The sequence below is a fragment of the Nocardioides sp. TRM66260-LWL genome (assembly GCF_020075545.1).
Taxonomy (GTDB): Bacteria; Actinomycetota; Actinomycetes; order Propionibacteriales; family Nocardioidaceae; genus Nocardioides.
Genome location: NZ_JAIQZK010000001.1, coordinates 1,189,411 through 1,210,361, shown reverse-complemented (window position 1 = coordinate 1,210,361; position 20,951 = coordinate 1,189,411). Strand labels below are relative to the sequence as shown.

Below are 20,951 nucleotides of genomic sequence, written 5' to 3'. Positions count from 1 at the left end.
CTCAGGCGTCGAGACGGGCCAGCTCGTCGGCGCTGAGCTCGAGGTCCGCGGCGCGCGCGGAGTCCTGGATGGACGAGGGACGCTTGGCACCCGGGATCGGGACGACGATCGGCGACTGCGCGATCTCCCACGCCAGCGCCACCTGCTGCGGCGAGACGCCCCGCTGGGCGGCGATCTCCGCGAACGCGGGGTGGTCGTCGCCGAGGCCCTTCGCGCCGCCGAGGCCGCCGAGCGGGCTCCACGGCAGGAAGATGAGCCCGAGCTCCTCGCACACCTCGATCTCGGGCGCGCTGGAGCGGAAGGCGGGCGAGAACTGGTTCTGCACGCTGACCAGCGCGTCGCCCAGCACCGAGTGGGCCAGCCGGATCTGCTCCGGATTCGCGTTCGAGAGGCCGACGCGCCGCACCTTGCCGGCGTCGTAGACCTCCTTGAGCGTGCCGACGACCTCCTCGTACGGCACGGCGGGGTCGGGCCGGTGGTGCTGCCACAGCTCGATCACGTCGACGCCGAGGCGCTGCAGGCTGGCGTCGACGGCCTCGTGCAGGTGGTCGGCGGAGGAGTCGGTGGCCCAGCCGCCGCCGTCGGTGCGGACGTGTCCGGCCTTGGTGGCGAGCGTGACCCGGTCGCGCACGCCGAGCTCGTCGAGCAGAGAGGCGATCAGCCGCTCGTTCTCGCCCTGGGCGTCCGCGCCCTTCTCGTCGCCCGGGCCGTAGGCGTCGGCGGTGTCGAAGAGGGTGACGCCCGCGTCGAGCGCTGCGCGGACGGTGTCGAGCAGCTGCTCGCGCGGCTGCGATCCGGACTGGTCGAAGGTCATCAGGCCCAGCCCGACGACGCCGATCTCGACGGTTCCGACGGTCGGGTTGCCCAGGGTTCGCGTCTGCATGACCTCAGTCCTACCCCCGAGCGCCGACGCTCTCGCGCCCCCTCCTCCTGCGGGTGGGGCGCTTGGAGCGGCCCGCCACGATGGCGGGCGTGCCAGAGGGACACACCATCCACCGCATCGCGCGCCACCACGACCGCCTGATCGTGGGCCACCGCGTCGAGGCGTCCAGCCCGCAGGGACGCTTCGCCGAGGGCGCCGCGCTGATCGACGGTCAGGTGCTGGCCGGCACGGACGCGTGGGGCAAGCACCTCTTCCACCGCTACGACGACCTGTGGGTGCACGTCCACCTCGGGCTCTTCGGCAAGTTCCGCGACGGCGCCCTCCCCGCCCCGGAGCCGCGCGGCGCGCTGCGGATGCGGCTGCTCACGGACACGCACTGGGTCGAGCTGCGCGGACCGACGGCCTGCGAGGTGCTCACCGATCCCGAGCGCGACGCGATCCTCGCCCGGCTGGGGCCCGATCCCCTGCGCAGGGGTGCCGACGCCGAGGCCTTCGTCAGCCGGGTGACGCGGAGCCGCGCGCCGATCGGGGCGATGCTCATGGACCAGTCGGTGATCGCCGGCGTCGGCAACGTCTACCGCGCCGAGGTGCTGTTCCGGCACGGGCTGAGTCCGTTCCGCGCGGGTCGCGAGCACCGTCCCGAGGCCGTCCAGGCCGTCTGGGACGACCTGGTCGTGCTGCTGCGCGCGGGCGTCCGGGCCGGTCGCATCGTCACCACCGAGCCCGGCGATCGCGAGCGACCCACCGGCCGGGTGCGCCGCGTCGACGCGCACTACGTCTACGGCCGTGCCGGTCTCCCCTGCCGCCGCTGCGGCACCGAGGTCGAGTCCGCCGAGATGGTCGCGCGTCGCCTCTTCTGGTGCCCGGCCTGCCAGCCCTGAGGCGGACGCTCCGCGGCGACCCAGCGGATCTGCCCGGAGGGCCGTGACGGGTCGCCTGCGGCAGACTGCGGTCGTGGGCACCGAGATCGCCGAGCTGTGGCGCTACCCCGTCAAGGCCTTGGTCGGCGAGCGGGTGGCGACCCTCGATCTGGACGAGCGCGGCGTCGTCGGCGACCGCCGGTGGGCGATCCACGACGAGGACGGCCGGATCGCCAGCGGGAAGTCGACCCGGAGGTTCCGCCGCCGTGACGAGGCGCTGACGCTCGCCGGCCGGACGGGCGACTCCGGGGTGGAGGTGCTCGACCCCCTCCGATCCCCCGGCGGCCCCGTGCGCCGCGCCGGGGATCCGTCGACCGACGTCTGGCTCTCCGAGCGCCTCGGCGTGGCCGTGCGGCTTCGCGAGGAGGGCGAGGTCCCGCATCTCGACGCCGGCCCGGTGCACCTGGTGGGCACGGCGACCCTCGCCTGGGCCGCGGAGCACTGGGGCGGATCGCCGGACGCCCGGCGCCTGCGGCCGAACCTCGTGGTCGCGACCGACGAGCCGTTCGTGGAGGACACCTGGGACCGGCTCGACGTCGGCACCGCGGTGCTCGGTGTCGAGGGACCCACCGAGCGGTGCCGGATGCTCGACCTCGTCGAGGGCCGGCCCGCGCTGCACCCGTGGCTGCGGGGCGCCGCACGCGAGCGCGACGCCTGCCTCGGCGTCTACGCGTCGGTGCTGGACCGGGGGCGCCTCGCCCAGGGCGACGCGGTCACGGTGCGGGCGTGAGACCGGTCGCCGCGAAGAGTCGCGCGTGGAGCTCGCGCACCACGGCCTCCTTGCGCGCGTTGTAGTCCATGCCGTGGCCGCCGGCGGCTCGGGTGGCCACCGACGCCGCCCGCTTGGCCGCGGCGTACCGCTCCCGGTCGTCCGGATGCGCCCGCAGCCAGTCGCGGAACAGGCGGTGCCGCACCGGCTCGGCCGCGTCCGGGCCGAACACGTGCAGGTGGCAGGCGGGAGCCGTCAGCCGCAGCATCCGGTGCTCCTGCCACCAGGGCTCGCGCACGCGCAGCTCGAAGCCGGCGTCGAGCAGCGGCGGGAGAGTCGCCGGCGTCGAACGTGATCAGGTGCTCGCGGGTCGGCACGGTCGCCCGCGCCATCCGCGGCCGTCCGCCCGGGTCAGCGCGCATGGCCCGACCGGGCCACGGCCCCGACGGCGTCCTGACAGTCCTGTGGAGTTCACCTCAGGACCGACGCCGCGCGTCCGTACGGTCGAGGAGACCGAGAGGAGACGACCATGTGGGACACCGTCCAGAACGCCGATCATCAGCTGTCGCACGACCTGCCGTGCCAGCGCTGCGGGCACGCCATGCACACGTTCCTGGCCTGCGACGCCGCGTGCGGCTGCACCCCCGCGACGCCCCCGGGCGCGAGCCAGCCGGCGGCGAAGGTCGCCTGACCTCCGCCGCCGACCGGCGCGCGCCTCGTCGCGCGGGCACGGCCCTCGCGGCCCTCAGGGCTGCAGCAGCACCTTCACCGCCCGCCGCTCGTCCATCGCGCGGTAGCCGTCGGCGACCTCGGCCAGCGGCAGGGTGAGGTCGAAGACCTTCCCGGGGTCGATCCGACCCGCCAGCACGAGCTCGAGCAGGTCCGGCAGGTAGCGCCGCACCGGCGCCATGCCGCCGGCCAGGCCCACGTTGCGGCCGAACATCGTGCGGACGGGCAGCTCGACGCCGTGCGGCACGCCGACGAACCCCACCATCGAGCCCGGCCGGGCGACGTCGAAGGCCGTGCGCATGGACTGGTCGGTGCCGACGCACTCGAGCACCGCGTCGGCGCCGATGCCGTCGGTGAGCTCCATGACCGCCGCGGTGGCGTCGTCGCCCCGCTCGGCGATCACGTGGGTGGCGCCGAAGGCCCGGGCGATCTCCTGGCGCGGCTCGTGGCGCGACATCGCGACGATGCGCTCGGCGCCCATCGTCGCGGCCGCGAGCACGCCGCACAGGCCGACCGCGCCGTCGCCGATGACGACGACCGTCGATCCCTCGCGGACCCCCGCGGAGACCGCGGCGTGCCAGCCCGTCGGCATGACGTCCGAGAGCGCGAGCAGCGACGGGACCAGCGCCGGGTCGTGATCGGCCGGCACGGCGACGAGGCTGCCGTCGGCCTGGTTGACCTTGGCGTACTCGGCCTGACCGCTCGTGGTCATGCCGAGGTTGACGCAGCCGGCCTGCATGCCGTTGCGGCAGTGCGCGCAGGTGTTGTCGCAGTGGTCGAAGGGCACGACGACGAGGTCGCCGGCCCGGAACGCCGAGACCTCGGAGCCGACCTCCTCGACGACGCCGAGGCACTCGTGCCCGATCGTCTGGCCCGGGCGGATCGGGTTCTCGCCGCGATAGGGCCACAGGTCCGAGCCGCAGATGCAGGCGGCGGAGACCTTGACGATCGCGTCGGTGGGCTTCTCGATGGCGGGGTCGGGCACCTCGGTGAAGCGGATGTCCCGGGTGTCGTGGAGGGTGGTCGCGCGCATGTCCGCATCCGACACCCGCGACGGCCCCGCCAGCAAGCCGCCCCCACCGTCGGTGGTGGTCGGCAGGCGTGCGACGCGCCTCCCCGCGGAGACTGGCGTTATCTCACATGTGAGTTAACGTGGGCCCATGAGTGACTACAAGGGTCGCATCGGCAACCTCATCCGCGACGCGCGCAAGCACCGCGGCATGACGCAACACCAGCTCGCGGAGGTGCTCGGCACCAGCCAGAGCGCGATCAACCGGATCGAGAAGGGCCAGCAGAACCTCTCGCTGGAGATGCTGGCGCGGATCGGCGCCGCCCTCGACTCCGAGATCGTCGCCCTCGGCGCCGGCCCGACGCACCTGCGCATCACCGGTCCGACGACCCTCTCGGGCAGCATCGACGTCAAGACCTCGAAGAACGCGGGTGTCGCCCTGTTGTGCGCCTCGCTGCTGAACCGGGGACGGACCACGCTGCGCCAGGTGGCACGCATCGAGGAGGTCAACCGGCTGCTCGAGGTGCTCGGCAGCCTCGGCGTCACCACCCGCTGGCTCAACGAGGACAACGACCTGGAGATCGTCCCGCCGAAGGAGCTGCGGCTCGACGCCATCGACGAGGACGCCGCCCGGCGCACCCGCTCGATCATCATGTTCCTCGGCCCGCTGCTGCACCGCTCGGACTCCTTCGAGCTGCCCTACGCCGGCGGCTGCAACCTGGGCACCCGCACGGTCGAGCCGCACATGTCGGCGCTGCGTCCCTTCGGTCTGGAGGTCAAGGCCACCGACGGCAGCTACCACGCGCAGGTCGACCGCACGATCGAGCCGGGACGTCCGATCGTGCTGACCGAGCGCGGCGACACGGTCACCGAGAACGCCCTGATGGCCGCCGCTCTCCACCCGGGCACGACGGTCATCCGCAACGCCTCGTCGAACTACATGGTCCAGGACCTCTGCTTCTTCCTGCAGCGCCTGGGCGTCACGATCGAGGGCGTCGGCACCACGACGCTGACCGTCACCGGCTGCACCGACATCGACGTCGACGTCGACTACGCGCCGGCGGAGGACCCCATCGAGGCGATGTCGCTGCTGGCGGCCGCGATCGTCACCGGCTCGGAGATCACCATCAACCGGGTGCCCATCGAGTTCCTCGAGATCGAGCTCGCGACGCTCGAGGGCATGGGCCTGCGCTACACGATGAGCGAAGAGTACCTCGCCCGCAACGGGCACACGCGGCTGGTCGACCTGACCACGCACCCCTCGCAGCTGCGGGCCCCGCTGGACAAGATCCACCCGATGCCGTTCCCGGGCCTGAACATCGACAACCTGCCGTTCTTCGCCGTCATCGCCGCCGTCGCGAGCGGCCAGACCCTCCTGCACGACTGGGTCTACGAGAACCGCGCGATCTACCTGACCGAGCTCACCAAGCTCGGCGCGCAGGTCAAGCTGCTCGACCCGCACCGGGTGATGATCGAGGGTCCGACCCACTTCTCCGGCACCGAGATCGTCTGCCCGCCGGCGCTGCGTCCGGCCGTCGTGATCCTGCTCGCGATGCTCGCCTCGAAGGGCACGAGCGTCCTGCGCTCGACGTACGTGATCCACCGCGGGTACGAGGACCTCGCCGAGCGGCTCAACACCCTCGGCGCCTCGATCGAGACGTTCCGCGACATCTGAGTCCCGGCGCCGCGCGACGACGGCCCGGACCGGCATACTCAGCCGCGTGAGCAGCCGGTCCGGACCGCCCCGCACCGGCTGGGCGTACCTCGACGACGTCCGCCTCCGTCAGGGGGCCGTGCTGGCCTTCGCGCACCGGGGCGGGGCGCGGCACCCCGAGCTCGCGGCGCTCGGCGGCATCGAGAACACCGCGCGGGCGTTCGCCCACGCCGTCGGCCTCGGCTACCGGCACCTGGAGACCGACGTCCACGCCACGCGCGACGGCGTGCTGCTCGCCGTCCACGACGCCTCGCTCGACCGGGTGGCCGGGCACGCGGGCGCGGTGCGCGACCTCGACCTCGAGCGACTGCGCTCGGTGCGCATCGGCGGCTCGGAGCCGGTGCCGACCCTCGTCGAGCTGATCGAGGCGCACCCCGATGTGCGGTTCAACCTCGACCTCAAGGCGGCCGACGCCGTGGCACCCCTGGCCGCGCTGGTCGAGCAGCGGGGCTGGCACGACCGGGTGCTGGTGGGGTCGTTCTCCGGCCGTCGGCTCTCGCGCTTCCGTCGGCTGACCGGCGGGCGGGTGGCCACCTCGGCCTCGCCCTGGGAGGTGGCGACCTTCGTCCTGGTGCCGAGCGCGCGGATCGCACGGCTCGTCACCGGCGGGCGGGTCGCCGCGCTCCAGGTGCCCCCGGCCCAGCGGATCGGCCCGCTGCGGCTGCCCGTCGTCACGGCCGGCCTCGTCCGACGCGCCCATGCCGCCGGCGCGCACGTCCACGTGTGGACCATCGACGACCCCGCGGAGATGCGCCGGCTGCTCGCCCTCGGCGTCGACGGCCTGATGACCGACCGCACGGACGTCCTGCGCGACGTGCTCCGCGAGCACGGCGCCTGGCCCGAGGCCGACGCGTGACGTCCGCGGCGCAGCGCCGACGGGAGCAGCGGGCCTGGAACTGGTACGACTGGGCGAACTCCGCCTTCTACACGACCGTGCTGACGGTGCTCTTCGCGCCGTACATGATCACCGTGGCCAGCCGGGCCGCCGGCTGCGCCGAGGACGAGGACCCGTGCAGCCGCACGCTCTCGGTGCTCGGGCTGCACGTCGCGGCCGGCTCGCTGCCGTCGTACCTCACGAGCTTCGCGACGATCGCCAGCGCGCTCGTCCTCCCCCTCGTCGGCGCGCTCGTCGACCGCTCGGCGCACAAGAAGCGGCACATGGCCGGCTTCGCCTGGGCCGGGGCGGCGGCCGCCTCGATGCTCTTCTGGATGCGCGACGACCAGTGGCAGATCGGGGCGATCGCGGTCGTGCTCGCCTCGCTGCTGGCCGGGTGCTCGCTGGTCAGCTACTACGCCATCCTGGTCGAGATCTCCACCGAGGACGAGCGCGACGCCGTCTCCAGCCGCGGCTGGGCCTTCGGCTACCTCGGCGGCGGCCTCCTGCTCCTGCTCAACCTCGTCGTCGTGCTCGGCCACGACGCCTTCGGCCTCTCCACCGAGCTCGCCGTGCGCCTCTCGATGCTGTCGGCCGCGGTGTGGTGGGCCGGGTTCACGATCATCCCGTTCGTCCGCCTGCGCGACTACGCGCCGACCCTGCCGCAGGGCCCCGACTCCGGGCTGTGGGACCGCAGCTTCGGCCAGCTCGGCCGCACCCTCCGCGAGCTGCGCGGCTATACGATGACGCTGACCTTCCTCGTCGCGTACCTCTTCTACAACGACGGCATCCAGACCGTGGTGGCCAGCGCCTCGACGTTCGGCTCCAAGCAGCTCGGCTTCGGCGACTCGGTGCTCATCGGCACCATCCTGATGATCCAGTTCGTCGCCTTCGGCGGCGCCTTGCTCTTCGGCCGCCTGGCCGCGCGGCACGGGGCGTACCGGTGCCTGCTGTGGGGCACGGTCGCGTGGGCCGCGATCGTCGTGCTGGCGATCGCTCTGCCTGCCGGCGACGTCGTGCCGTTCCTCGTGGCCGGCGTGGCGATCGGCCTGGTCATGGGCGGCACCCAGGCGCTCTCCCGCTCGTTCTTCTCGCTGCTGATCCCCCGTGGCCGCGAGGGCGAGTACTTCGCGCTCTACAACGCCGCCGAGCGCGGCACCAGCTGGTTCGGGACGCTGCTGTTCGGCGTCGTCTTCCAGCTCACCGGCTCCTACCGTCCCGCGCTGTTCGCGCTGGTGGTCTTCTTCGTCGTCGGCGGTCTGCTGCTCCTGCGCCTCGATCCCGAGCGCGGCATCCGCGAGGCGGGCAACCAGGTGCCGGTCCGCGGCCGCTCCACCTGAGAGCCGACTGTGAATCGTGGTCCGGTGGCCACCCCTTCGTCACTTTCCGGAATCCTCGGCCGATGGCTACCGTTGAGGACTCGACGGGCGACGGAGCCTGCCGCTCTCGGCGGCCTCCGGGTCCGTCCTCATGGGGGATCAGAGAGAACGGAGGTGCCTCATGGCTGAGCGCACACTGCGCGGAGCACGACTCGGGGGTCAGTCCTTCGAGGACGAGCGCGGCATCGAGTTCGCCGCTCGTCAGCAGGTCGGGTACCGCTGCCCGCAGCAGCACGAGTTCGAGATCACGATGTCGGTCGAGGCCGACATCCCGGCGACCTGGGAGTGCCCGCGCTGCGGCTCCGAGGCCCTGAGCACGGCCGGCATCGAGCCGGAGCAGAAGGTCGAGAAGCCGGCGCGCACGCACTGGGACATGCTCCTGGAGCGGCGCTCGGAGAAGGAGCTCGAGGACATCCTCAAGGAGCGCCTCGAACTGCTGCGCGGCGGCGAGATCGGCCCCGCGCACCTGCACCGGGCCAACGCCAAGCGGCGTCCTGCCTGACGCGTGACGCCGACCGCGCTCGCGGTCAGTCGTCGATCACCTCGCCCCGGACGATCGGACCCTCGGGTCCGGCGCCGGGGCGTCGTGCGTCGCGGGGTCCGGCCCAGGGACCGGCGCCCGGACCGGGGCCGAGCACGACCAGCCGCGACTCGACCGCGCGCGCCAGCAGGCGACGGAAGAGCGGGCGGGTGAGGGGCAGGATCAGCAGCACCGCGACCACGTCGGTGACGAAGCCCGGCGTCAGCATGAGGGTGCCGCCGATCAGGATCAGCCCCGCGTCGGCCAGCTCGGTGGCGGGCATGCGTCCCTGCGCGAGCGCGGTGCGCAGGGCCTGCCAGGCCCGGGCCCCCTCGCGACGCACGAGCCAGGCGCCGATCAGGCTGTCGAGGACGAGCAGGACGACCGTCCAGCCCGCGCCGACGACGTGGCCGACCTGGATGATCACGTAGATCTCCACGACCGGCACCAGCAGGAACGCCAGCACCAGCCAGGACGCGAGGCGCCGCCCCCGGGAGGCCATCAGCGCGCCTGGGACCGCTCGCGACGACGGGTCGCGCGCCGCTCGCGGCGCTGCTGCAGGCCCCAGCGCGTGACCAGGCGCAGCGACTCGGTGGCCACCGCCCCGCTCATCTTCGACGCCCCGCGCTCGCGCTCGATGAACTCGATCGGCACCTCGCGGACCGTGAGGCCGGCGTTGAGCGTGCGGGTGACCATCTCGGTCTGGAACACGTAGCCGGTGGCCTGGACGGTGTCGAGCTCGATCTTCTCCAGCGTGTGCCGACGGAAGAGCCGGAAGCCCGCTGTCGCGTCGCGCACGCCGATGCCGAGCAGGAGCCGGACGTAGACGTTGCCGCCGCGCGAGAGCAGCCGACGGCGCAGCGGCCAGTTGACCACCGACCCGCCCGGCACGTAGCGCGAGCCGATGACCAGGTCGGCCGAGCCCAGGGCGTCGAGCAGCAGGTGGAGCTGCTCGGGCTGGTGGGAGCCGTCGGCGTCCATCTCGCCGATGACGTCGTAGCCGGCGTCGAGCGCCACCGAGAAGCCGTGGAGGTAGGCCGCGCCGAGGCCGGCCTTCTCCGTGCGGTGCAGCACCGAGATCGCCGGGTCGGCGGCGGCGAGCTCCTCGGCCAGACGGCCGGTGCCGTCGGGCGAGCCGTCGTCGACGATCAGCACGTCGAGGCCGGGCTGTGCGGCCCGGACGCGGCCGACGATCCAGGCCAGGTTGTCGGCCTCGTTGTAGGTCGGGATGACCATGACGGCGCGTCCGAGTCCCTCGATGCTCACGTGCGTGTTCCTTCGTCGTCCGGCTCCGGGCGGACGACGGCCCGCCCGGTGAGCGTCCGACGATACGCGAGGAGGACCCTCAGGAGCCCAACCGCGGTGAGCAGCAGACAGGCGCGTCCGACCCACAGGCCCCACCGGGTGCCGGGCGTCACACCGCTCATCAGCCCGACCTGCTGGACGAGCACGGCGGTCGTGCGCTTGTCGGCGCTCTGCACGACGCGCCCCGACGGGTCGATGACGCCGCTGATGCCGTTGGTCGACGCCACGACGACCCACCGGCCGGTCTCCAGGGCGCGCAGCCGGGTGATCGCGAACTGCTGGTCGAGCTGGTCGGTGAAGACGAAGGTGGCGTTCGAGGTCTGCACCGTCATCAGCTGCGCGCCGCGCGTCATCTGGTCGCGCGCGACGTCGTCGTAGGCGACGTCGAAGCAGATCGCGTCGGCGACCGAGAGCCGGCCGATCGTGAGCGGGGTGCGGCGATCGCCCGCCCGCATGTCGCGCGGGATCGCGCGCAGCTGCCCGAACTGCCCGTCGATCAGGCCGCGGAAGGGGATGTACTCGCCGTACGGCACCGGGTGACGCTTCGTGTAGCGCTCGGACGTCGCGCCGTCGGGGGTGAACACGATGCCCTGGTTGAGCACGTGCTTCGGACCGTCGTCGACGATGCCGCCGACGAGCACCGGGACGCCCACGGCCGCGACCGCCCGGTCGATCTGCTCGCGCGTGTACGGGTCGCCGAGCGGGTCGGTGGCCGTCGAGTTCTCCGGCCAGACCACGAGGTCCGGGCGCGGCTCCTCCCCCGCCGCGATCCGCGCCGCGAGGTCGACCGTGGCGTTCGCGTGGTTGGCGACCAGCCCGCGCACGTCGAAGAGCACGTCGTTGCCGGGGCCCGGCACGTTGCCCTGCACCGCGGCGACGGTCGCGGTGCCGCTCTGCGCCAGGTGGTAGGGCCGGACCGCGGGCGCGAGGAGGAGCAGGACGACGCCCGCGAGCGCCAGCGCCGGACCGCGCCGGCGCTCCGCCACCGCCAGCCAGGCCGTGACCGAGCCGGCGAGCGCGAGCAGCAGGCTGAGGCCGACCATGCCGACGTAGGGCAGGGCGTCCTGGGCCGGGGTGTCGACGACGCCGAAGGCCAGGCGTCCCCAGGGCATGCCGCTGAAGGGCCACTGGCTGCGCCAGACCTCCATCGACGTCCATGCGGCGGCGCACCACAGCGGCCACGCGCGGCGGGTCATGAGGGCGGCGACGACGCTGCCGAGCAGCGCGTAGAACAGCGCCTCCACCGACGCGAGCGCCACCCACGCGGCGGTCGCGACCGCGCGCATCCACCAGATGTGGACGAAGTAGAAGCCGACGCCGAACGCCAGGCCGGGCAGCCACGCGCGGCGCGCCCGCAGGCCGCGCACGCTCAGCAGGAACCCCGCGACCGCCGGGGGGATGACGTAGGGAGCCGCCACCGGCTCGAAGGCGAGGGAGAGCGCGACGCCGCTGAGCAGGGCGGCGACGAGGCGACGCAGCACGCCCTCACGCTACCGGGGCGGTCGCTCTGCAGATCCCGGGAGGACCCCGTCCGAGCCTTCGGTCCAGCCCTGGATCCGACCGGCTGCCGGGGTCGGGCTGTTGTCTAGGGGTCGGGGGGTCCTCCCGTGAGCGCCCTCGCGGGGCGGACCGACCTCCGCGAACAGCGTCGGACGGGTGCTGGCACCTCACCCTCCGACACGGCCACTCGGACGTCGGTCCACCGGCCACGATCTGCATGGGCGGTCTGCCACACCCTCACGAACCGGCGTGGTCGCTGTCAACCGGGCGCTGACCTGCGACGACGTGCATCGCCGCAGGTCAGCGCGGTGCCGTCCGTTCACCTCCGAGTCGTGTGGATTCCGCATGCTGGCCGCCGACGCCGGACCCCCCGTCACCGGTGTGACGCGTGGGATCACCGGGGCGACGTGGCTCCGACGAGGCGCAGCGCCATCGCCGCGTGCGCCTCTCCGAGCGCCTCGAGTCGGAGCGCGCCGTCGGCGCGGTACCAGTGGGCGACGCCGGTGCACATCTCCAGCAGGGCGCGGCGCGCGAGGGCCGCCGCCGCGGCGTCGGCCAGGGCGACGCGGGGGTCGCCCACCAGCGGGTCGAGCGCGCGGCGCCACACGTCCTCGTAGCGGTCCCGGAGGGCGACGACCGCATCTCTCGCCGCGCCGTCCAGGACGCCGATCTGGTCGTCGACCACGCGGGTCTCACGGGGCCGCTCGGCGTGCTCGCGCACGTGCAGGCGGACGAGCGCGGCGAGTCGCCGCAGCGGATCGGGCTCCTCGGCCTCGACGGCCTCGGCGAGCGCGATCAGCCGGTCGAGCCCGCCGGTCATGAGGGCGACAAGGAGGTCCTCCTTCGTGCCCATGTAGTGGTAGAGGGTCGCCGAGGACAGGCCGGCCCGCTCGGCGAGCTGGCGGATGCCGGTGCCGTGGAAGCCGCGGGTGGCGAACAGCTCGAGCGCGGCCTCGCGGATCCGCGCGGCGGCGTCCGGCTCGGCGTCCGGCGCGGGCTCGGGCTCGGCGGGCGTGCGTCGCGGCATGCGGCCTCCTGCTAGCGTGGTCGATCGATCGATCGACAGCCTAGACCCTGACGAGCGGAGCACCTGTGAGCGTCCACCACGACCGTGACGGCGCCGTCGCGATCCTGCACCTCGACCGGCCCGAGCGGCTCAACGCCGTCGACGCCGAGCTCCCCCGCCGGCTCTCCGCCGCGCTGCGCCGCGCGGCCGACGACGGCGCACGCGCCGTGGTGCTCGCCGGCCGGGGTCGCGCGTTCTGCGCCGGCCACGACCTCAAGGAGCCGCCCGCGCGCGAGAGCGTGGAGCAGTCCCGGGCACGACTGGAGGACATCCAGGACGTCACGCGGCAGATCCGCCGCTTCCCCGGAGCGGTCGTGGCCGCCGTCCACGGGTACGCCCTCGGCGCCGGCGCGGAGTTCGCGCTGGGCTGCGACGTCGTGGTGGCCGGCGAGGACGCCGTGTTCGGGTTCCCCGAGGTCGGCGTCGGGCTGTCGGTGACCGGCGGCATCTCGTCCCTGCTGCCCGCGCTCGTCGGCTGGGCGCGGGCCAAGGAGCTGCTCCTGCTCGGCGAGCGCGTCGGCGGCGCCGAGGCGAAGGCGATCGGCCTGGTCGCGCGCTGCGTGCCCGCCGGGACCCACCTGGAGGAGGCCGTGGCCCTCGCGCATCGGCTCGCCGAGCGCCCGCCCACCGCCGTCGCGCTGGCCAAGCAGGCGCTCGACCGCGCCCTCGGCGAGGGTCTGGAGGACGCCATGGCCCGCGAGGTCGAGCACGCGGTGCTCACCACGCTCACCGGCGAGAGCGCCGCGCCGATCTCGGAGTTCGGCCGTGGCTGAGCCGGCGCGACCGCGCGGCGGGGCGCCGGCGGACCCGACGACGCTGACCCTCGTCCAGCTGCTCGACCTGGCGGCGAGCGACCCGGCGAGCGCCGACGCGGTGCTCTGGACCTTCGACCTGCCGCAGGGGCGGGTGGACCTCACCCGGGCCGAGACGGCCGAGCGCACCCGCCGCCTGGCCCGCGGGCTGGCCGCGCGGGGCGTCGCCGCGGGCGATGCGGTGGGCGTCATGCTCGGCAACTCCGCCGAGCAGCTGCTGGTCTGGTTCGCGCTGCAGCGGCTCGGCGCGCTCACGGTGCCGCTGAACGTCCGCTACCGCGCCGAGGACCTGCGCCACGTGCTGTCGGACGCCGGGGCGCGGCTGGTCGTCGCCCGGGACGAGCACCGTGCGCTGCTCTCACCGCTCGTCGAGGTGGTCGCGCCCGTGGACCTCGACGACGGCGGCACGTCGCCGCTCCCCGAGCTCGCGCCCGACCCCGACCGCGTGGTCAGCCTGCAGTACACGTCCGGCACCACCGGACGTCCGAAGGGCTGTCTGCTCTCCTCGCGGTACTGGACGCTGCTGGCGCACTCGCTGGTGACCGGCACCCCGCATCTGGGCCCGGACGACGTGCTGCTGACCGCGCAGCCGTTCCACTACGTCGACCCGCAGTGGAACGCGGTGGCGGCGCTGGTGGCGGGCGGGCGCATGGTCGGTCTCGACGGCTTCCACCCCTCGACCTTCTGGGCCAAGGTCCGCGAGCACGAGGTCACCTACGTCTACTGCCTGGCCGCGATGCCGACCCTGCTGCTGCGGATGCCCGAGCACCCCGACGACCGGCGCCACCGGGTGCGGGTCGTGCAGTGCTCCGCCATCCCACCGGCGTCGCATGCCGCGCTCGAGGAGCGGTTCGGGGTGCCGTGGCTGGAGGCCTTCGGCATGACCGAGACCGGCGCGGACATCCGCGTCGACCTCGCCGAGCACGACGAGCTGGTGGGGTCCGGCTGCCTGGGGCGTCCGGCGGCCCATCGCGAGGCCCGACTCGACGAGGCGGGGCAGCTGTGGCTGCGGGGCCCGGGCATGCTCCAGGGCTACCTCGGCCATCCCTCGCCGTTCGACGAGGACGGCTGGTTCCCGACGGGCGACCTCGCCCGCGTCGACGACCACGGGCGCTACCACCTCACCGGCCGGCTCAAGGACATGATCCGGCGCGCCGGCGAGAACATCGCCGCCCAGGAGGTCGAGGAGGTGCTGCTCGGGCATCCGGCGGTGCGGCTCGCCGCGGTCGTCGGCGTGCCCGACCCGGTGCGCGGCGAGGAGGTGCGCGCCTACGTCGTCGCACCCGGGCTGCCCGACGCCACCGCGGCCGAGACGCTCGAGACGTGGTGCAGCGAGCGCCTCGCGCCGTTCAAGGTGCCGCGCCAGTGGGCGCTGCGGGCCGAGCTGCCGCTCACGGCGTCCCTGCGCGTGGAGAAGTCCGCGCTGCGCGCCGAGATCGCCGCCGAGATCGCCGCGGAGTCGACGGAGCCGACGGAGCCGACGGAGCCGACCGAGCCGACCGAGCCGACCGAGCCGACGGAGGCCGCGCGATGAGGACCGACCTCCTGCTCCGGAACGCCCGCATCCGGACGCTGGCCGGCGCCGACCACTCGGGCACCGCCTCCAGCCTCGCGGTGTGGGGCGGCCGCGTGCTCGCCGTCGACGAGGACGTCGAGGCCGAGCGCGTCGTCGACCTCGACGGAGCAGTCGTCGTGCCCGGCCTGCACGACGCGCACCAGCACCTCGCCTGGTTCGGGCTGACGCTGGGCGAGCTCGACCTGCGCGTCCGCGATCTCGACGCGCTCTACGCGGCGGTCGCCGAGCGGGCGGCGAGCACGCCGGACGGCTGGATCGTCGGCGCCGGCTACGACGAGAACAAGCTCGGCGGCCACCCGACCCGCGAGGGCCTGGAGCGGGTCGCGCCGGGTCGTCGCGTCTGGCTCAAGCACGCCTCGGGGCATCTGTGCGTGGTGAGCGGCGCCGTGCTGCGCGAGCTCGGGCTCGACGAGCGTCCCCGCGACGTCGTCGGCGGGCGGGTGTCGGTTGACGCCGACGGCCGCCCCGACGGACGTCTGGAGGAGCAGGCCCAGCAGCTCCTGGGGGCGCTGGTGCTCCCCTACCCGCTCGACACCCTGGTCGACGCGATCGAGCGCGGCGGACGCGTGAGCCTCTCGCAGGGCGTCACCTCGGTGGTCGAGGCCGGCATCGGCGGCGGCTGGATCGGTCGCAGCCCCGTCGAGCTGCTCGCCTACCAGCGCGCCCGCGAGGCCGGACGCCTGCCGCTGCGCGTCGAGCTGATGGTCGCGGCCGACGTGCTGCGTCCGCTCGACGCCCACCCCGACGACGACCTCGGCCTCGGCCTCGACCTCGGCCTGCGCACGGGCCTCGGCGACGACCGGCTGCGGATCGGTCCGGTGAAGGTCTTCTCCGACGGCTCCCTGATCGGGCACACCTGCGCGCTCACCGAGGAGTTCGCCGACACCCCCGGCGAGTCCGGCTACCTCCAGGACGACGCCGACGCCCTGCGCGCGCGGATCCTCGGCGCGCACCGCTCGGGCTGGCGGGTGGCCACCCACGCCATCGGCGACGCCGCGATCGACCTCGTCCTCGACGCCTACGAGGAGGCCCAGCGGCGCTGGCCGCGTCCCGACCCCCGGCACCGGATCGAGCACTTCGGCGTCGCGCGGGCCGACCAGGTGGCGCGGTGCGCGGCGCTCGGCGTCGTGCCGGTGCCGCAGGGGCGGTTCGTCGGCGAGATCGGCGAGGGCATGCTCCGCGCGCTCGGTCCGACCCGGGTGCCGTGGGCCTACCGGGGGCGCTCCCTGCTCGACGCCGGCTGCATCCTCCCGGGCAGCTCCGACCGCCCCGTCGTCGACGGCGCGCCGCTGCGGGGCATGCACGACCTCGTCAACCGGCGCACCGACGCCGGCACGCCGTTCGCGCCCGAGGAGGCGCTGAGCGGTCTCGAGGCGCTGGTCGCGTTCACCGTCGGCTCGGCCCGCGCGTCGCACCAGGAGCACGAGCGCGGGACGCTCGAGCCCGGTCGTCTCGCCGACCTGGTCGTGCTCGGCGACGACCCGGTCACCTGCGACCCTGGGGCGATCGCCGAGATCCCCGTCCTGGCCACCTACCTCGGCGGCGAGGAGGTCTTCCGCGCATGACCGCACCGACCAGCCTGCGCACGCTCCCCTGGGACGACCTCGGCGACGCCGCCCGTCGACGGCTCGTCGCGCTCTACGACGAGGCCTTCCCCGACGAGCTCTCCGCCCCGTTCGCGTCGCTGCTCGTCGACCGGATGCTCGCGTTCGTGCCCGCGACCGGCGCGTCCGAGGAGGTGCTCGGCCTGGCCCTCCTCCGCGACCTGCGGCCCGCCGGCGCCGCGCCGGACGGGCCGGACGACACCGGGTGGACGTTCCTGCGGTACTTCGCCGTCGGGCCGCGTGGGGCCGGCGTCGGCTCGGCGGCGCTGCGCGCCCTGGCCGACCTGCTGCGCGCCGAGCGGCGCACGGTGCTGGCCTGGGACGTGGAGGACCCCGACGAGCCGGGCGTGGCCGAGGCGAGGGTCCGCGACGACCTGCGCCGGATCGCCTTCTACCAACGCAACGGCGCGACCCTGCTGCCGGTCCGCGAGTACCGGCCGCCGCACGAGGACGGCTCCGAGCCGTGGCTGCGGATGATGGCGCTGCCCCTGGGCCCGGAGCCGGTGCCGCCGACCGCCGACCTCGTGCGCGCCGTCCTCCTGCACCGCTACGGGTGCCCGGCGGATCATCCGGCGACGCGACGGACGCTCGAGACCCTGACGCACTGAAGACAGGAAGATCTGCGGTCGGCGGGCTGCGCGACCGTAAGGATTCCGTTAGCCTCGGTGCATGAGCATCGCCGACTCCATCGCCCGCCTCGTCGAGGACGAGACCGGCCAGCCCTACCCGTACCGACGCGTCGAGCTGGTCGAGCCGGACTGGACCCGGTTCCCCGGCTGGCGCGACGTCACGGCCGCGGAGTGGGAGTCCGCGCAGTGGCAGCGCTCGCACTGCGTCAAGAGCCTCGCGCAGCTGCGCGAGGTGCTCGGCGACCTCGTGGACGACCGGTTCTACGACGACCTCGCGCGCGACCAGGCCGAGCGGGCGACGATGACGATGCTCGTCCCGCCGCAGATGCTCAACACGATGGTCCCCCACGTCGCGCCGCGCGGCCCCGGCTCGCTGACCGATGCGCTCTACGCCGACCCGATCCGTCGCTACATGCTGCCCGTGCTCTCCGACCGGCTGACGGAGTGGGGCTCCCACCCGTTCGCCACCCGCGACTCGCTGCACGAGCACGAGATGTGGGCGACCGAGGGGCTCACCCACCGCTACCCGACCAAGGTGCTCGCCGAGCTGCTGCCGACCTGCCCGCAGTACTGCGGCCACTGCACGCGCATGGACCTCGTCGGCACCAGCACCCCGACGGTCGAGAAGCTGAAGTTCGTCGCCAAGCCGAACGACCGGCTCGCCGACATGCTCGACTACCTGCGCCGCACCCCGCAGGTGCGCGACGTCGTCGTCTCGGGCGGCGACGTCGCGAACCTGCCGTGGCCGCGGCTCGAGGCGTTCCTGACCTCGCTGCTCGAGATCGAGAACGTCCGCGACATCCGGCTGGCCACCAAGGCCCTGGTCGGCCTGCCCCAGCACTGGCTGCAGCCGGAGGTCGTCGAGGGCATCGGCCGGGTGGCCGCCCTGGCCCGCTCGCGGGGCGTCTCGCTGGCGATGCACACCCACGCCAACCACGCGCACTCGATCACGCCGATCGTGGCGCGGGCGGCCGGGGCGATGCTGGACGCCGGGCTCCGCGACGTCCGCAACCAGGGCGTGATCCTCGACGGCGTCAACGCCGACCCGCACGCGCTGCTCGACCTGTGCTTCCGTCTGCTCGACGGCGCGCGGATCATGCCCTACTACTTCTACCTCTGCGACATGATCCCGTTCGCGGAGCACTGGCGGATCTCGGTGGCCGAGGCGCAGCGGCTGCAGCACCACATCATGGGCTACCTGCCCGGCTTCGCGACCCCGCGCATCGTCTGCGACGTCCCCTTCGTCGGCAAGCGCTGGGTGCACCAGCTCGCCGACTACGACCGCGAGCGCGGCATCTCGTCGTGGACCAAGAACTACCGCACGTCGCTCGAGGCCGGCGACGCCGGTGCGCTCGACCGTCCGTACCACTACTACGACCCCATCCACACGCTCCCGGAGTCCGGGCGGGCGTGGTGGGCCGCGCAGCACGGCGACGCCGAGGTGACCCTCGACGCGACGGCGCGGGCGGCGGCGTCCCGCGCGACGGCCGCCGTGCAGGCGTACTGACGCGTCAGGCGTCAGGAGATCTCGAGCGGCCCGGTGACGGGGCGGTTCTCGTAGTAGGTCGAGAGCACGATCGTCGTGTGCGTGGAGACGTTCGCGGCGCTGCGGATGCGGCCGAGCAGCTGCTCGAGGTCCTGCGGGGTGCTGGTGCGCACCTTGAGCAGGTACGACTCCTCGCCGGCCACCGACCAGCAGGACTCGATCTCGGGGATGCCCTGCAGCCGGTCGGGGCAGTCGTCGGGCGCGGACGGGTCGATCGGCCGGATCGCGATGAACGCCGTCAGCGGCATGCCGACGTCCGCGTGGTTGATCGTCGCCCCGTAGCCCAGGATGAGGCCGCGCTGCTCGAGCCGCTTCACGCGCTGGTGCACGGCGGAGGTCGACAGCCCCGTCGCCCGGCCGAGGTCGGTGTAGGACATCCGGCCGTCGGTCGCCAGCAGCTGCAGGATCCGACGATCCGTGGTCTCGACCTCGCTCACCGGCGACACCCTAGTGCGCGCGCCGACGCCCCGCGGCGGGTCGCGGGACGGCGGGACGCGAGGCGCGTCACGTGCTGCGAGACTCCCCCCATGCGTGCCCCTCGCCTGATGCTGCTCGACACCGCGTCGCTCTACTTCCGTGCGTTCTTCGGGGTGCCGCCCATCGAGGCGCCCGACGGCACGCCGGTCAACGCGGTCCGCGGTCTGCTGGAGTTCATCGCGCGGCTCGCCGAGGAGTACGAGCCGACGCACCTGGCGTGCTGCTGGGACGACGACTGGCGCCCGCAGTGGCGCGTCGACCTGCTGCCCACCTACAAGGCCCACCGGGTCGTCGAGGAGGTGCCGGCCGGCGCGGACGTCGAGGAGGTGCCCGACCCGTTGGCGGTGCAGGTGCCGTTGATCCGCGAGGTGCTCGACGCGCTCGGCATCGCCGTGGTCGGGGCGCCGGAGGCCGAGGCCGACGACGTGATCGGCACGCTGGCCACCGGCGCGGGCATGCCGGTCGACGTCGTCACCGGCGACCGCGACCTCTTCCAGCTCGTCGACGACGCGGCGGGCGTGCGGGTGCTCTACACCGCCAAGGGCGTCGGTCGGCACGAGCGGGTCGACGAGGCCTGGGTGTTGGAGAGGTACGGGGTGCGGGCCTCGCAGTACGCCGATTTCGCGACGCTGCGCGGCGACACCTCCGACGGCCTGCCCGGCGTCTCCGGGGTCGGCGAGAAGACCGCCGCGACCCTGCTGGGTCGCTTCGGCGACCTCGCGGGCATCCGGGCGGCTGCGGCCGACCCGGCGGCCGAGCTCACCCCCGCACAGCGCCGGCGGATCGTCGACGGCTCCGCCTACCTCGACGTCGCCCCGCGGGTGGTCGCGGTGCGCCGCGACCTCGACGTCCCGCGCGACCGGCTCGCCCTCGCGGCCACGCCGGCCGACCCGCTCGCCGTCGAGGCGCTCGGGGAGCACCTGAACGCCGCGTCGCCGCTGGCGCGGGTCGTCGCGGTGCTGGCCCGCGTGGGCGACCCCGCGCTCGGGTGAGCAGCCGAGGGACGCGGACGCCCTAGCGTCGCGGGCATGTCACGCATCGCGATCGTCGGAGGCCATGGCCAGGTGGCCCGCCTGCTCCACCCGCTGCTGCTCGAGGCCGGTCACACGCCGATCGCCCTCGTGCGCAAGGAGGAGCAGCGCGACGCGCTGGAGGCCCAGGGCGTCGAGGTGCGCATGCTCGACCTGGAGTCCGCCGACGTCGCCGGCTACGCCGACGCGTTCGCCGGCAGCGACGCGGTCGTCTTCGCCGCCGGAGGCGGCGCCGACGGCGACGCCGAGCGCAAGCGCACCGTCGACCTCGGGGCGTCGGTGACGTCCCAGGAGGCCGCGAAGGCGGCCGGCATCCGCCGGTTCGTCCAGATCTCGGCCATCGGCGTCGACCGACCGCTCGGCGACGACGTCGAGCCGGTGTGGCGGGCCTACGTGGAGGCCAAGCGCGACGCCGACGCCGCGCTGCGCGCCAGCGGGCTGGACTGGACGATCCTGCGTCCCGGCGGGCTCACCGACGACGCACCCGCGGGCACGGTGACCCTCGCCGAGGAGGTCGAGCGCGCGGAGATCCCGCGGGCCGACGTCGCCGCGACCGTGGTGGCGGTGCTGGCCGAGCCGGGCTCGATCGGTCGTCAGTGGGAGCTCGTCGGCGGGAGCACGCCGATCGCCGACGCGGTCGCCGCGGCGATCTGAGCCGGACGCCGCCG

21 protein-coding genes and 1 pseudogene are annotated in these 20,951 nt (G+C 74.1%); 14 read left to right on the top strand and 8 right to left on the bottom strand.

Annotated elements, in window-relative coordinates:
• Nucleotide 1 precedes the first annotated feature (1 nt).
• Entirely contained in the window at nucleotides 2–883 is an 882-nt protein-coding gene (locus K8Z61_RS05790) for an aldo/keto reductase (RefSeq protein ID WP_224127334.1), read from the bottom strand.
• An 80-nt stretch (nucleotides 884–963) separates the two neighbouring features.
• Here K8Z61_RS05790 and K8Z61_RS05785 point away from each other — a divergent pair, with 80 nt between their 5' ends.
• Together K8Z61_RS05785 and K8Z61_RS05780 are read left to right on the top strand one after the other, a co-directional pair.
• Nucleotides 964–1,764, top strand: a complete 801-nt coding sequence (locus tag K8Z61_RS05785) for an Fpg/Nei family DNA glycosylase (protein WP_224127629.1) — start codon at nucleotides 964–966, stop codon at nucleotides 1,762–1,764.
• A 73-nt stretch (nucleotides 1,765–1,837) separates the two neighbouring features.
• Nucleotides 1,838–2,533 carry an MOSC domain-containing protein gene (locus K8Z61_RS05780; RefSeq protein ID WP_224127332.1) on the top strand — a complete coding sequence of 232 codons (696 nt, stop codon included), beginning with the start codon at nucleotides 1,838–1,840 and terminating at the stop codon, nucleotides 2,531–2,533.
• On the opposite strand, the pseudogene K8Z61_RS05775 reads toward K8Z61_RS05780, so the two are convergent.
• Nucleotides 2,517–2,840, bottom strand: a pseudogene (locus tag K8Z61_RS05775) (GrpB family protein); the annotation flags it as partial. The gene K8Z61_RS05780 and the pseudogene K8Z61_RS05775 sit on opposite strands and share 17 nt — an antisense overlap.
• A gap of 201 nt (nucleotides 2,841–3,041) precedes the next feature.
• On the opposite strand from K8Z61_RS05775, the gene K8Z61_RS05770 reads away from it, so the two are divergent.
• Nucleotides 3,042–3,203 carry a hypothetical protein gene (locus K8Z61_RS05770; RefSeq protein WP_224127330.1) on the top strand — a complete coding sequence of 54 codons (162 nt, stop codon included), beginning with the start codon at nucleotides 3,042–3,044 and terminating at the stop codon, nucleotides 3,201–3,203.
• Between the two features lie 54 nt (nucleotides 3,204–3,257).
• Here K8Z61_RS05770 and K8Z61_RS05765 read toward each other — a convergent pair whose 3' ends face one another.
• Nucleotides 3,258–4,274, bottom strand: a complete 1,017-nt coding sequence (locus tag K8Z61_RS05765; protein WP_224127328.1) for a zinc-dependent alcohol dehydrogenase family protein — start codon at nucleotides 4,272–4,274, stop codon at nucleotides 3,258–3,260.
• Nucleotides 4,275–4,401: 127 nt separating this feature from the next.
• Here K8Z61_RS05765 and K8Z61_RS05760 point away from each other — a divergent pair, with 127 nt between their 5' ends.
• From K8Z61_RS05760 to K8Z61_RS05745, 4 genes are all read left to right on the top strand, one after another.
• On the top strand, nucleotides 4,402–5,925 hold the full coding sequence (locus K8Z61_RS05760) for a UDP-N-acetylglucosamine 1-carboxyvinyltransferase (protein ID WP_224127326.1): 1,524 nt from the start codon (nucleotides 4,402–4,404) through the stop codon (nucleotides 5,923–5,925).
• A gap of 46 nt (nucleotides 5,926–5,971) precedes the next feature.
• On the top strand, nucleotides 5,972–6,820 hold the full coding sequence (locus tag K8Z61_RS05755) for a glycerophosphodiester phosphodiesterase family protein (protein WP_224127324.1): 849 nt from the start codon (nucleotides 5,972–5,974) through the stop codon (nucleotides 6,818–6,820).
• Nucleotides 6,817–8,178, top strand: a complete 1,362-nt coding sequence (locus K8Z61_RS05750; RefSeq protein ID WP_224127322.1) for an MFS transporter — start codon at nucleotides 6,817–6,819, stop codon at nucleotides 8,176–8,178. Before K8Z61_RS05755 ends, K8Z61_RS05750 begins: the two co-directional genes overlap by 4 nt.
• A gap of 160 nt (nucleotides 8,179–8,338) precedes the next feature.
• Nucleotides 8,339–8,719, top strand: coding sequence for an RNA polymerase-binding protein RbpA (locus K8Z61_RS05745; RefSeq protein ID WP_224127320.1), 381 nt, complete (start codon nucleotides 8,339–8,341; stop codon nucleotides 8,717–8,719).
• A 25-nt stretch (nucleotides 8,720–8,744) separates the two neighbouring features.
• Here K8Z61_RS05745 and K8Z61_RS05740 read toward each other — a convergent pair whose 3' ends face one another.
• From K8Z61_RS05740 to K8Z61_RS05725, 4 genes are all read right to left on the bottom strand, one after another.
• Nucleotides 8,745–9,239, bottom strand: coding sequence for an FxsA family protein (locus K8Z61_RS05740; RefSeq protein ID WP_224127319.1), 495 nt, complete (start codon nucleotides 9,237–9,239; stop codon nucleotides 8,745–8,747).
• Nucleotides 9,239–10,003: a polyprenol monophosphomannose synthase gene (locus K8Z61_RS05735; RefSeq protein WP_224127317.1), complete on the bottom strand. Its 765-nt coding sequence runs from the start codon at nucleotides 10,001–10,003 to the stop codon at nucleotides 9,239–9,241. The genes K8Z61_RS05740 and K8Z61_RS05735 overlap by 1 nt, the downstream gene beginning before the upstream one ends.
• Nucleotides 10,000–11,523 carry an apolipoprotein N-acyltransferase gene (lnt, locus tag K8Z61_RS05730; protein ID WP_224127316.1) on the bottom strand — a complete coding sequence of 508 codons (1,524 nt, stop codon included), beginning with the start codon at nucleotides 11,521–11,523 and terminating at the stop codon, nucleotides 10,000–10,002. Before lnt ends, K8Z61_RS05735 begins: the two co-directional genes overlap by 4 nt.
• 413 nt (nucleotides 11,524–11,936) lie before the next feature.
• Nucleotides 11,937–12,569 carry a TetR/AcrR family transcriptional regulator gene (locus K8Z61_RS05725; RefSeq protein WP_224127315.1) on the bottom strand — a complete coding sequence of 211 codons (633 nt, stop codon included), beginning with the start codon at nucleotides 12,567–12,569 and terminating at the stop codon, nucleotides 11,937–11,939.
• Nucleotides 12,570–12,634: 65 nt separating this feature from the next.
• Here K8Z61_RS05725 and K8Z61_RS05720 point away from each other — a divergent pair, with 65 nt between their 5' ends.
• The 5 genes from K8Z61_RS05720 (at nucleotide 12,635) to K8Z61_RS05700 (ending at nucleotide 18,736) form a co-directional block, all read left to right on the top strand.
• Nucleotides 12,635–13,381 carry an enoyl-CoA hydratase/isomerase family protein gene (locus K8Z61_RS05720; protein ID WP_224127314.1) on the top strand — a complete coding sequence of 249 codons (747 nt, stop codon included), beginning with the start codon at nucleotides 12,635–12,637 and terminating at the stop codon, nucleotides 13,379–13,381.
• A complete protein-coding gene (locus K8Z61_RS05715) occupies nucleotides 13,374–14,954 on the top strand; it encodes an AMP-binding protein (RefSeq protein ID WP_224127313.1) in 1,581 nt (526 codons plus the stop codon). Before K8Z61_RS05720 ends, K8Z61_RS05715 begins: the two co-directional genes overlap by 8 nt.
• Entirely contained in the window at nucleotides 14,951–16,561 is a 1,611-nt protein-coding gene (locus K8Z61_RS05710) for an amidohydrolase (RefSeq protein WP_224127312.1), read from the top strand. Before K8Z61_RS05715 ends, K8Z61_RS05710 begins: the two co-directional genes overlap by 4 nt.
• On the top strand, nucleotides 16,558–17,208 hold the full coding sequence (locus tag K8Z61_RS05705; RefSeq protein ID WP_224127309.1) for a hypothetical protein: 651 nt from the start codon (nucleotides 16,558–16,560) through the stop codon (nucleotides 17,206–17,208). The genes K8Z61_RS05710 and K8Z61_RS05705 overlap by 4 nt, the downstream gene beginning before the upstream one ends.
• A gap of 61 nt (nucleotides 17,209–17,269) precedes the next feature.
• Nucleotides 17,270–18,736 carry a KamA family radical SAM protein gene (locus K8Z61_RS05700; RefSeq protein ID WP_224127308.1) on the top strand — a complete coding sequence of 489 codons (1,467 nt, stop codon included), beginning with the start codon at nucleotides 17,270–17,272 and terminating at the stop codon, nucleotides 18,734–18,736.
• Between the two features lie 11 nt (nucleotides 18,737–18,747).
• Here the strand turns inward: K8Z61_RS05700 and K8Z61_RS19235 are convergent, their stop codons facing one another.
• Nucleotides 18,748–19,212, bottom strand: a complete 465-nt coding sequence (locus K8Z61_RS19235; RefSeq protein ID WP_224127306.1) for an Lrp/AsnC family transcriptional regulator — start codon at nucleotides 19,210–19,212, stop codon at nucleotides 18,748–18,750.
• Nucleotides 19,213–19,302: 90 nt separating this feature from the next.
• Here K8Z61_RS19235 and K8Z61_RS05690 point away from each other — a divergent pair, with 90 nt between their 5' ends.
• Both K8Z61_RS05690 and K8Z61_RS05685 read left to right on the top strand, forming a co-directional pair.
• A complete protein-coding gene (locus tag K8Z61_RS05690) occupies nucleotides 19,303–20,244 on the top strand; it encodes a 5'-3' exonuclease (protein WP_224127304.1) in 942 nt (313 codons plus the stop codon).
• Between the two features lie 36 nt (nucleotides 20,245–20,280).
• On the top strand, nucleotides 20,281–20,937 hold the full coding sequence (locus K8Z61_RS05685) for an NAD(P)H-binding protein (RefSeq protein ID WP_224127302.1): 657 nt from the start codon (nucleotides 20,281–20,283) through the stop codon (nucleotides 20,935–20,937).
• Nucleotides 20,938–20,951: the final 14 nt, after the last annotated feature.